The organism is Nitrobacter sp. JJSN (assembly GCF_051912485.1).
Classification (GTDB): domain Bacteria; phylum Pseudomonadota; class Alphaproteobacteria; order Rhizobiales; family Xanthobacteraceae; genus Nitrobacter.
This window is the reverse complement of record NZ_CP196822.1, coordinates 2,429,039-2,440,184: the sequence shown is the minus strand read 5'-3', so window position 1 is coordinate 2,440,184 and position 11,146 is coordinate 2,429,039. Positions and strand designations below refer to the sequence as shown.

Genomic DNA, 11,146 nt, shown 5'->3' with positions numbered 1-11,146 from the left:
GGACGGCGGTGCCCGGAACCGTGAAAAAACTCGCCAAATCCAAGCTTTGGCGGCAAAAACAGGGTTAATAGAAAGTCAAGGCCTGACAGGTTAGGTCATCCGACACGTAGTCCAACGCGGGTACGATCATTCGGCGAGAGGGTTGACGGGGTGGCGAGAGATTTGCGCCGCCCTTTGTGTGCGTCATGAGCGGCGCAAATCAAGCGCCGGGCGCGGCGCGGATTTCACGGGGGAAGCGGGCGCGCTTCCCGATGAGTGCGTTTCAGGAGCTGTGAATGGCGAGCAAGGCAAAGACGCTGCAGGTCAAGGACAAGGAAAAGGACGACAAGGCAGCGGACGCCCCTGAGAAGGATGCTCCGGACGCGCCGTCGCCGTTGCTCGACCTCAGCGACGCCGCCGTCAAGAAGATGATCAAGCAGGCGAAGAAGCGCGGCTTCGTCACCTTCGACCAGCTCAATGAAGTGCTGCCCTCCGACACCACCTCGCCGGAGCAGATCGAGGACATCATGTCGATGCTCTCCGACATGGGCATCAACGTGTCGGAGTCCGAGGACGCCGACAGCGAGGACGAAAACAAGGAAGAGAGCGACGACGAAACCGACAACGAACTCGTCGAGGTCACGCAGAAGGCCGTCACGGAGGTCAAGAAGTCGGAACCGGGCGAACGGACCGACGATCCCGTGCGAATGTACCTGCGCGAGATGGGCACCGTCGAGCTGCTGTCTCGCGAGGGCGAAATCGCCATCGCCAAGCGCATCGAGGCCGGCCGCGAGGCGATGATCGCGGGGCTCTGCGAGAGCCCGCTGACCTTCCAGGCCATCATTATCTGGCGCGATGAACTCAACGAGGGAAAAATCTTCCTGCGTGACATCATCGACCTCGAGGCGACCTATGCCGGGCCCGACGCCAAGAACAACATGAATCCGGCGCTGCTCGGGGCGCCGGTTGGCCCCGACGGCCAGCCGTTGCCGGCGGACGAAGCCTCCGCGGCATCGAGCGGGGGCCACCTCGACGCCACCGTGACCGCGCCTCCGGCAGCACCGCCGTCGCCGACCCCGTTCCGTGCGCGGGGTGTGCCGGGGGGAGCCAGCGACCAGGACGAGAAGGACCCGGCCGACAGCGCCGCCGAAGGCGACATGGAGGAGGACGACTTCGACAACCAGATGTCGCTCGCCGCTATCGAGGCCGAGCTGAAGCCGAAGGTGGTCGAGACCTTCGACAAGATCGCAGAAAACTACAAGAAGCTGCGCCGCCTGCAGGAAGCCGACATCTCCAACCAGCTCCAGAACGAATCGCTCTCGCCGAATCAGGAGCGCCGCTACAAGAAGCTGAAGGATGAAATCGTCGTCGAGGTGAAGTCGTTGCGGCTCAACCAGGCGCGCATCGATTCTCTGGTCGAGCAGCTCTACGACATCAACAAGAAGCTGGTCTCGTTCGAGGGGCGCCTGCTGCGGCTCGGTGACAGCCACGGCGTGGCGCGCGAGGATTTCCTTAGGAACTACCAGGGCTCCGAACTCGATCCGCGCTGGCTCAACCGTGTCTCGAAACTTTCGGCCAAGGGCTGGAAGAATTTCGTTCATCACGAGAAGGACCGCATCAAGGAGCTGCGCGGCGAGATCCAGCAGCTTGCCGCGCTGACCGGGCTTGAGATCGGCGAATTCCGCAAGATCGTGCATTCAGTGCAGAAGGGCGAGCGCGAGGCGCGCCAGGCCAAGAAGGAAATGGTGGAGGCGAACCTGCGCCTCGTCATCTCCATCGCCAAGAAGTACACCAACCGTGGCCTGCAATTCCTCGACCTGATTCAGGAAGGCAACATCGGCCTGATGAAGGCGGTGGACAAGTTCGAGTACCGCCGCGGCTACAAGTTCTCGACCTATGCGACGTGGTGGATCCGGCAGGCGATCACGCGCTCGATCGCGGATCAGGCGCGCACCATCCGCATCCCCGTGCACATGATCGAGACCATCAACAAGATCGTGCGCACCTCGCGCCAGATGCTGAACGAGATCGGCCGCGAGCCGACGCCGGAGGAACTCGCCGAGAAGCTCGGCATGCCGCTGGAGAAGGTGCGCAAGGTTCTCAAGATCGCGAAAGAGCCGCTGTCGCTGGAAACCCCGGTCGGCGACGAGGAAGACTCACACCTCGGCGATTTCATCGAGGACAAGAACGCGGTGCTCCCCATCGATGCCGCGATCCAGAGCAATCTTCGTGAAACCACGACGCGTGTGCTGGCGTCGCTCACGCCGCGCGAGGAACGGGTGCTGCGCATGCGCTTCGGCATCGGCATGAACACCGACCACACGCTGGAAGAGGTCGGCCAGCAGTTCTCGGTGACGCGCGAACGCATCCGCCAGATCGAGGCCAAGGCGCTGCGCAAGCTCAAGCACCCCTCGCGCTCGCGCAAGCTGCGGTCGTTCCTGGACAATTGATCCCGTCATCCCGGGCGCGGTGTGAGCCCGCGCTCAGTCGATCGGCTCGCCCGGCGGATGGTGTGGGTTGTAGACGTGCGGTCGGTTGGTGCCGATCTTCTTCCAGAACGGCCAGATGAACGTGGCGCCGGCCGTCAGCGGGCCGATCGCGCGCCATTCGTGAAAGTCGACCACCAGCACCGCCGGCGCCACCACGAACAGGAGCACCGTGATCACGCCGAGCGCCAGCATCGCCTTGCGGTACGTCGGCGAGACGCCGCAGGTGAAGCGGATGGCGCCTTCCGGCGCCTCCGCGAGGCGCTCGTGCAGCGCGCGGATGAAATCGCGATAGACCGGCACGCGTGCGCGATCGACCTTGCCGCTGATGCCCGCGTCGGTGACCATGAGAAAACGGCCGCCGCGAAAATCGATGCGGCATTTGTCGACGGCATCCTTGCCGTCGGTGTCGGGCATATTCACCGAGACGATGTCGGTCCAGAGTTGACGGCCTGCTTCGCCGGCCTGGTTGCGCCAGGCAATGGCGGAGTCGCGCTCGGCGTCAATCAGCGTCACGCCATGGCCCGCGCTGCGCCAGAAGTAGCGTTCGCCGTTCACCAGGTAATATAGGTCATAGGCCGTCGAGGCCATGACAGGTGCAATGGCAGGTGCTGGCTCGATCATGCCGGGAGCATAGCGGATTTTTGCGCGACGTCGAGACGGGTTTCACGCTGCGGCGCAACCTGCGGCGGGCGCGGGGAGGGCACGACGCGGGTTTCCAGATCGAAACCTGGTTAGAGCGGGATGAGGAAAAATGTGCAGCGGTTTTCCGTCCGTATCCCGCTCTAAAAAATTGGGAACGATCACGCTGATGATTTTCGGATCGATTCGATCCAAAACCATCGTGATCCCGCTTAGTCCATCAGTTCGCCCGGCGGCCGGCGCGGGTCGTAGCTGCGCGGCCGATTGGTCTCGATCACCTTCCAGAACGGCCAGATAAAGGCCGCGCCGGCCCCGAGCGTGAGCAGCACGCGGCCAGTCCCGCACGATGAACACCAGCACCAGCGGTGTGCCGACGAAGAACAGCGCGGCGATGACGCCCATCACCATCATGACGATGTGGCGCCCTTCGGATGCGCCGGCATTGAATGCGATGGTGCCCGCTGGGGCCTGCGCCAGCCGCAGATGCAGCGCGCGCACGAAGTCGCGATAGACGGGCGTGCGGTCGTGATCGACTTCGCCGGTGGTGCCCGCGTCGGTGACGACGAGGAAGCGGCCATCGCGAAAGTTGATGCGGCAGTTGTTGACGATATCCTTGCCGGATGTTGCGGACGTCATGTTCACCGAGACGATGTCGGTCCAGAGCCTGCGGCCCGCCTCGCCGCTTTCGGTGCGCCAGGCAATCGCGGAGTCGCGCCCGGCATCGATCAGCGACACGCCGTGGTTCGGATTGCGCCAGAAGAAATGCTTGCCGTTCTGCAGGTAGTAAAGATCAAAGGCTGTCGAGGCCGAGGCGGGGTCGGGTGTTATCATGCGGTGAGACTAGCGGATTCGTGAAAGGCGTCGAGGTGGTGCTGTGCGATTAACAGAAACCGCGCAGAACACGACCAGCTTTCCAACGCGTCATCATCGGGCGTGACCTGCGACCAACAACACAGTGTTTTCGGTTCTCAACTGCGGTTGGTTAGTGCCTGTGTCTTTTCTGTCATTGCTATGACTGGCGGGCGAGAGCTGCATTTCTGATTAATGGATAGGAAGAGCAGTTGTGAAAAAGATCTTGATGGCGTCTGCGGCATTGCTGACGATGGTTGCTTCGGCCTCTGCGGCTGACTTGTACGCGAAGGCACCGGTTCAGTTCGCGCCGGGTTATAACTGGACAGGCTTTTATATCGGCGCGAACGCCGGATATGCAGGCGGTGATTCGGTGCTTGGTTTCAACGGGGCTCCTCTTGGTGGTCTTGGTACGACATCGTTAACCACCACCAGCAGCGGGTTCATCGGTGGCGGTCAGATCGGTTATAACTGGCAGGCCCAGGCGATTTTGTATGGTTTCGAAGCCGATATTCAGGCTGCGAACGTGAAGAGCACTTCTGGATTGGGAGCGCTTGGTGGCGGTGGCGGTCTGGGCCTCGGCGATATTGGCGCGACGACGAACTATTTCGGTACCGTCCGTGCGCGCTTTGGTGTGATGCCGTGGGATCGGTCGCTTCTCTATGTGACGGGCGGCCTTGCCTATGGCCAGACGTCAACCAGCTTTCTCCTTCCTCTCGGAGACAACACCAAGATCGGTTGGACCGTGGGTGCTGGCCTTGAATATATGATTGCGCCGAATTGGTCGGTAAAGACCGAGTACCTGTATGTTGACCTGGGCAAGGACGATGTCAACCTGAGTGCTTTGGCTGCCTTGGGCGGTGGCCTTGTTCCCGCCGGCATTTCACTCACCGAGCAGAGCCGGATGCACGTCGTGCGCGCCGGCGTGAACTATCACTTCTAAGCAGCGCCGAAGGGTTGGACTTAGAATTTAAGGCGAGAGGAGCTCCAGCGATGGAGCTCCTTATTTCTTTGTTGCTTCTATCAGGGCTTCGCTGTCGTGATGCCGATCTCCCAACGCTTGGAGTTTGAGGCCTCAACGATATTTTTCGACAGCTTGCGCCAATAGAAACGTCGGGCACGCAGGCCGGCGTAAACGGTAAGCGTAGCGGAATCCGTAACATTCTCTCCGGACTGCTCCCTTGGTCGTCAGCCGAGAGCATAAAGGATATCGCGGAGACGACGGCGTCAGGTTTTTAACCGTTGCCGGGGAGAGCACGAAGCAAGCCGAAAAACCATCGCGTATCGAAGTCACGCCTGCGCTGACAAACTTGTCAGCGATACGCCGGATGTATCCGGTGTTTTGGTGAGGAACTCGTGCGCTGTTTATCGATGTGCATGAGGCAGCGGCCGAAGTGAGCGGCTCGGGGATAAAGCCATGCGCAACTTTGGAGATGAGCGCGACCGGACGCAAAACTGGTATCCACTTTTGCTGTCGTCCGGCGTTCCGCGCGCCCTCATATTGTGAGGGCAGGGACGAATCAAGCGACGGCGTCCCCGCGCTGCTAAACAACAGGGGTGCTTTGCACGCCCAAAGCGCTGCGGGTTGTTTCTGGCGCGAACTGCGCAGGCGTTAAGCGGACCTTTCGATTGGCACGAATGGGGCAAGCCCCAAGCATGCCGCGCTACTTCTTCTTCGCGCCGACGCGGCTGAGGCTCTTGATTGCGAGCGGCACGCGTCCGCCCTTCTCGGCGATCTGGCGATCCTGCTCGACGATGAAGGCGCGCGCCGGTTCGTCGCCCTCGAGTCCACCGAGCAGCTCGCTCGACACCCGGCGGTTGGAGCGCTGCGAGCCGTCCTCATAAACGACATTGAAAAAGGCGAACTCGCCCTTTGGATTGGTTCCGGGTTTCTTCGGCATACGGGCTTGTCGGGTAAGACGCGGCGGAAGTCAAAGCAAAAGTCGAGGCAAACGCGTGCGCCAGCCCGGCGACGGGGCTGGCACAGGCGACAAGCAGCCGGCTCGCGCGGCGGCTTTTGACGGCGAACGGTGCGTCATGGCAGGATGCCGCGGGCGCAGGAAACAGGAATCCCAGAACATGCTCAGATATGGGTTGGCTCTCATTGTCGGCGGCTGGCTCGCAAGCGGCATGCTGGGCGGTGCAGCGCAGGCCGCGCAATGCGGCGGCGACTTCAACACCTTCGTGGCCGCGATGTCGCGGGAGGCAGCGGCCGACGGCATATCGCAGGGCGTGATTTCGCAGGCGCTCAGCGGTGTGCAACAGGACCAGGCGGTGCTGAATTTCGACCGTCGCCAGCGCGGCACCTTCCGCAAGAGCTTCGAGCAATATGCCGCGACCCGCGTCACGGCCGGCCGTATCAACGGCGGCAAGGCGATGCTCAACCGTCATGCCTCGCTGTTATCGCGAATCGAGAAGCAGTTTGGCGTGCCGCCGGAGATTGTCGTCGCGATCTGGGGACTGGAAACCGATTTCGGCCGCGGCGATATGGGCAAGCTGCCGGTGTTCCGGGTGCTCGCGACCATGGCGCATGATTGCCGGCGCAGCGATCTATTCCAGCACGAGCTACTGGCGGCGTTCAAGATCCTGCAGCGCGGCGATCTGCGGCTGAGCGACATGGTCGGCGCCTATGCGGGCGAGATCGGGCAGACCCAGTTTCTGCCGTCGTCCTACATCAAGTACGGCGTCGATTACGACGGCAACGGCCATGTCGATCTGCGGCATTCGGTGCCGGACGTGCTGGCCTCGACGGCGAACCTTCTGAGGGTCAACGGCTGGAAGGCCGGCGGCGACTATCACGAGGGCTCGGCCAATTTCGAGGCGATGCGGGAATGGAATCGTTCCGAGGTCTATCGCAAGACCATCGGCCTCTTTGCCGACAAGCTGGGCGGACAGTGAGTGAGGCTGGCCATAGCGTTTTCGAGCGAAGTGGATACCGGTTCGCGTTAAGAAAACGCGTCAAACAAAAAAGGTAGAGCCCGGCTTTGATTCCATCAAAGCCGAATGGCTCTACGGCTGCATCAGTTCGACCCGACGGTTGAGCGCGCGGCCGGCGTCGGTGGCGTTGGAGCCGATCGGCGCAAGAAAGCCGACGCCGGCGGTGTTGAGCCGGGTCCTGGTGATCTTGTAGCTACGCACGAGGTCCTCGGCGACGGCTTCGGCGCGGCGGCGCGACAGTTCGAGGTTATGGGCCGGGGCGCCCTGGCTGTCGGTATGGCCGACGATATAGACGCTGAGCTCCGGCTGGCCGCTCAGGAGCTTCGCGATCTGGTCGAGGGTCGGCCGGCTCTCCGGCTTAAGCGTGGCCTTGTCGGTGTCGAAGTAGATGCCGTAGAGCGCGATGTGCCCGCTCTCGCCAAGCCCCTTGGCCATCGCAGCTGCATCGACCATCTTGTTCTGCATCGCGTCGCGTTCGGCGACGGTGAGTTGTGCGACGATGTCGTCGTTGTTCTTGCTGACCAGCACGCTGGCATAGGTCTCGTGCCCGTTCTCGATTTTCCGGCCGGCATAGTAGCGGTAGTCGAAGCCGTCGACCCACATCTGCGGCACCGGCAATACGCCGATCGCCTCGGTGAACGGAATGCCGCCGCAGACGTCGACATCGCATGCGAGCAGCGTCTCGAACCCGGCATTCGCCAGTTGGCTCTCGAAATTGCGGGACACTTCGAGGATCGAGGGACCGGCTCCGGTGCGATAGGCGATACGAACGATGCGGCCCTCGATCTTGCGCGGGTCGGTGGCTTGGCCGTCCTTGAACGGCGCGGCCTGCAGGGTTGCCGCGTCGAAGTCCTTCACATCATAGCCGGTGATGACGCTGCCCTTGAAGCGGCCGACGCCGGGATAATCGTGCGATTTGGTGACATCGCCTGCCGCGGCTGCGGCTGGCGTGGTCAGGCTCGGGAGGGGAGCAGCCTGGATGAGGAGGGCAGCGGCAATAGCGAGGGCCAGTCGCAGCATGAATCAAACCCCTTGATTGGAAAACGTCCGGAAGACCGGGATGAAAACGGTTTTGACAAAGCCGCAGGATTGTCTGGAGGTTTATGACGGGGTTGTGGCGATTCTGATAGAAGACCGCATTTGACCACCGGCCGAAGGGTGGGGATGATTCGTCCCACCCGCCCACGTCTGCCGACATCGCTGATTGTGGTCGCCCGCCACCCCGGCCGGCGCTGGCCGCGGTTAGCAAAAAATGAAAGGCAGGCCAGAGACCCGCCATCTCTATCACGTCTCTCGATCCTGGAGGGGATGCATCCGCTGCGCACGCGACCGCACCGGATCATTCGTCGTCACTGGAGGCTCGGGCGAAGCGAACTCCACCCGAGCCGTTGTAAAACTACTTCTTCTTTTTCTTCGCGGCCTTTTTGGCCTTCTTCACGGTCTTCTTCGCTGTCTTCTTTTTCGCTTTCTTAGCCATAATATCCTCTTAGGGTTAAATGGTTGAAGCGCGACTTCGAGGCGTGCTCGGCGGAGGGTTGGCCTCGCGATGGCCTCGGATGTCGATCCGAACAGATTCGCATGAACCTGTCGTCGCGTTGTCACGCAGCTGTCGTGCCGTTATCCACAACTCTTGCGCATGTTGGTCCCTTCTTGACCGCAATTGGAATAGTGCGGGTTTCCGGCGCGATGAGCGGCATGACGTTTTCCGACCGCGCGAGACCGCGCGACTATTGACCGGGGGACGGACGGGCGCGCGACATTCATTGTTTCAAAACCACGGCGGGGAGTTGTTTCATCCCGGTGAGGTTCCGTTAAGCGGTGCGGCTGCACGCTGTCCGGACGACGGGGAGTGGGGACACACGAGGGGAGGCCGGGCGGAGACGCTCTGAACGCGCGATGCTGAGCGTACCGACGCTGTGGGTTGTGTTTGTCGTTAATTTCCTGGCCGTAGGTCTGGTCTGGACCTATGTCATGCGGAGCTATCCGACGCTTGTGGCCGCGCGATACTGGGCCTCGAGCGCTTTCATCGCCGCATTTTTTGCCGCCATATCAATACTACGTGGTGAACTCGATTCAATGTTGCCCCTGCTGTTTGGCGGTGGCGGGTTAGTTTTCGCGATCTGCCTTTGTACGATGGGAATCCAACGCTTTTACGAGCGGCCCGTCTCCTGGCAAGCGACGTTCATCACTGTCGGATTGACCGTCGCGGGATTAGCCTTTTTCCTGTACGTGCGCGACGACATGCGGATGCGCATTTTCATCTATTCAGTGGGTCAGGCGGTGCCGATCAGCATGGCGCTGAAGATGCTGCTGTCGCGCAGGAAGGGTCGCATCAATTCGGGAGCACAACTCGCGGGGATTGTTGGCGCGCTCACGATTGGCGTCGGCGTGATCAGATCGGTCTGTGCATTTTTCGACATCGGCGGCGGAGTGTCCTACGTCAACTTCAACGGCCTTCAGGCGGCTTTGTTGATCATTCTCGTATTCCTGTCGATGACCTGGAATTTCGGTTTCCTGCTGATGGCGATCGATCGGTTGCGCAACGAGGTTGCCGACCTCGCGCTGGTGGACGATCTCACCGGTGTCGCCAACCGGCGGCAGTTGCTGGGGCGGCTTGAGGAGGCGTGCGCAATGTCGCAACGGAGCGGCGAGCCTTTCGCGCTCCTCGTGATCGACCTCGACGGCTTCAAGGAGATCAACGACACCCACGGTCACGCCGCCGGCGATGCTTGCCTGCGGCATTTCACGCTGATGACGCAGATGCAATTGCGGCCAGGCGATCTGCTGGCGCGGACGGGCGGCGATGAGTTTTGCATCCTCCTGCCGGCCACAGCGCTGAGCGAGGGCACAGTGATCGCGCGACGCGTTTTGAATGCATGCCGTGAAGACGCAGCCGGGTGCAGCGGCGCCGATGTCCCGATCGCGGTATCGATCGGGCTCGCTCAATGGACGCAGGAGATCGGAGTCTGTTCGGAGCGGCTGCTCGCCGCCGCCGATCATGCTCTCTATGCCGCCAAGAACCAGGGAAAAAACCGGTATGCGGCCTGCGATTCTGCGCCATCGATTGCGCCGGATTTCCCAGAGCAGGCTGCCCTGGATCAGAAGGCGTAAGCGCCGCTAGCGTTTTCCGGGTAAGTGGTATCGGTTCACGTGAAGAAAATACTCTCGATCAATAACTAGCGCGCGTTCTGATCGCAAACCGGTATCCACCTTTGCGGACTGGCGATCCCTCCTGCCCGAAAACAACAAGGCCGGCGTTGCCGCCGGCCCCTATTTCCTAAACCGAAGCTGCCAGCGTTAGCGGGCGGCTTCCAGAGCAGCTTGTTCCTGCCGTGCGATCGCGGTCTTCACCGCCGATTGCACCTTCTCGAAGGCACGAACCTCGATCTGTCGCACGCGTTCGCGCGACACATTGAATTCGGCTGCGAGATCTTCCAGCGTCATCGGCTCCTCTGCGAGGCGTCGCGCCTCGAAGATACGGCGTTCGCGCGGATTGAGAACGTCCATCGCGCCGGTCAGCGCATGACGGCGATGATCGAGCTCCTCGTGTTCGGCCATAATGGCTTCCTGGGTGGGCGAGTGATCGACCAGCCAGTCCTGCCATTCACCGGCCTCGCCATCGTCGCGGATCGGTGCGTTGAGAGACGCATCGCCACCGAGGCGGCGATTCATGTCGACAACGTCCTGTTCCGTAACGCCGAGACGCTTGGCGATGAGCTTGACCTGATCCGGGCGCATATCACCCTCGTCAAGTGCGGAAATCTTGCTCTTCGCCTTTCGCAGGTTGAAGAACAGCTTCTTCTGGTTCGCGGTAGTGCCCATCTTCACGAGCGACCACGAACGCAGGATGTACTCTTGTATCGACGCCTTGATCCACCACATGGCATATGTGGCGAGGCGGAAGCCCTTTTCGGGCTCGAACCTCTTCACAGCCTGCATCAGGCCGACGTTGCCTTCCGAAACGACTTCCGAGATCGGCAGGCCGTAGCCGCGATAACCCATGGCGATCTTGGCCACGAGACGCAGGTGGCTGGTGACGAGATGATGCGCCGCGTCACGATCGTCGTGTTCGCGCAAGCGTTTGGCGAACATGTATTCCTGATGCGGTTCCAGCATCGGGAACTTGCGAATTTCGGAGAGGTAACGGGAAAGACCAGATTCTCCGTTGAGAACCGGCAGGGTAGCAGTACGGGCCATGGTAGCGCCCTCCACTGGTTCAGGCTCCCGATAGCGGCGAGCCTGGCAGGCAGTCC

At 61.5% G+C, this 11,146-nt stretch carries 9 protein-coding genes; 4 read left to right on the top strand and 5 right to left on the bottom strand.

Features of this window, described 5'->3' with window-relative positions; translation table 11 throughout:
* The first annotated feature begins 275 nt into the window (after positions 1–275).
* Entirely contained in the window at positions 276–2,429 is a 2,154-nt protein-coding gene (gene rpoD / locus ACSZOQ_RS12125) for an RNA polymerase sigma factor RpoD (RefSeq protein ID WP_439922765.1), read from the top strand.
* A gap of 33 nt (positions 2,430–2,462) precedes the next feature.
* On the opposite strand, the gene ACSZOQ_RS12120 is transcribed toward rpoD, so the two are convergent.
* A complete protein-coding gene (locus ACSZOQ_RS12120) occupies positions 2,463–3,056 on the bottom strand; it encodes a hypothetical protein (protein WP_439922764.1) in 594 nt (197 codons plus the stop codon).
* A gap of 75 nt (positions 3,057–3,131) precedes the next feature.
* Positions 3,132–3,938 (bottom strand): hypothetical protein, encoded by an 807-nt coding sequence (locus ACSZOQ_RS12115; RefSeq protein ID WP_439922763.1) that lies wholly within the window; start codon positions 3,936–3,938, stop codon positions 3,132–3,134.
* 232 nt (positions 3,939–4,170) lie between these two features.
* On the opposite strand from ACSZOQ_RS12115, the gene ACSZOQ_RS12110 reads away from it, so the two are divergent.
* Entirely contained in the window at positions 4,171–4,899 is a 729-nt protein-coding gene (locus tag ACSZOQ_RS12110) for an outer membrane protein (RefSeq protein ID WP_439922762.1), read from the top strand.
* A gap of 721 nt (positions 4,900–5,620) precedes the next feature.
* Here ACSZOQ_RS12110 and ACSZOQ_RS12105 read toward each other — a convergent pair.
* The gene (locus tag ACSZOQ_RS12105; RefSeq protein WP_439922761.1) at positions 5,621–5,857 is read right to left on the bottom strand and encodes a hypothetical protein; all 237 of its coding nucleotides are present in this window, start codon (positions 5,855–5,857) and stop codon (positions 5,621–5,623) included.
* A gap of 178 nt (positions 5,858–6,035) precedes the next feature.
* On the opposite strand from ACSZOQ_RS12105, the gene ACSZOQ_RS12100 reads away from it, so the two are divergent.
* The gene (locus ACSZOQ_RS12100; protein ID WP_439922760.1) at positions 6,036–6,854 is read left to right on the top strand and encodes a lytic murein transglycosylase; all 819 of its coding nucleotides are present in this window, start codon (positions 6,036–6,038) and stop codon (positions 6,852–6,854) included.
* Positions 6,855–6,965: 111 nt separating this feature from the next.
* Here the strand turns inward: ACSZOQ_RS12100 and ACSZOQ_RS12095 are convergent, their stop codons facing one another.
* A complete protein-coding gene (locus ACSZOQ_RS12095; RefSeq protein ID WP_439922759.1) occupies positions 6,966–7,913 on the bottom strand; it encodes an OmpA family protein in 948 nt (315 codons plus the stop codon).
* A gap of 876 nt (positions 7,914–8,789) precedes the next feature.
* Between ACSZOQ_RS12095 and ACSZOQ_RS12090 the strand changes: the two genes are divergently transcribed.
* Positions 8,790–10,004: a GGDEF domain-containing protein gene (locus ACSZOQ_RS12090; protein WP_439922758.1), complete on the top strand. Its 1,215-nt coding sequence runs from the start codon at positions 8,790–8,792 to the stop codon at positions 10,002–10,004.
* Positions 10,005–10,190: 186 nt separating this feature from the next.
* Here the strand turns inward: ACSZOQ_RS12090 and rpoH are convergent, their stop codons facing one another.
* Positions 10,191–11,090 carry an RNA polymerase sigma factor RpoH gene (gene rpoH, locus ACSZOQ_RS12085; protein WP_439922757.1) on the bottom strand — a complete coding sequence of 300 codons (900 nt, stop codon included), beginning with the start codon at positions 11,088–11,090 and terminating at the stop codon, positions 10,191–10,193.
* Positions 11,091–11,146: the final 56 nt, after the last annotated feature.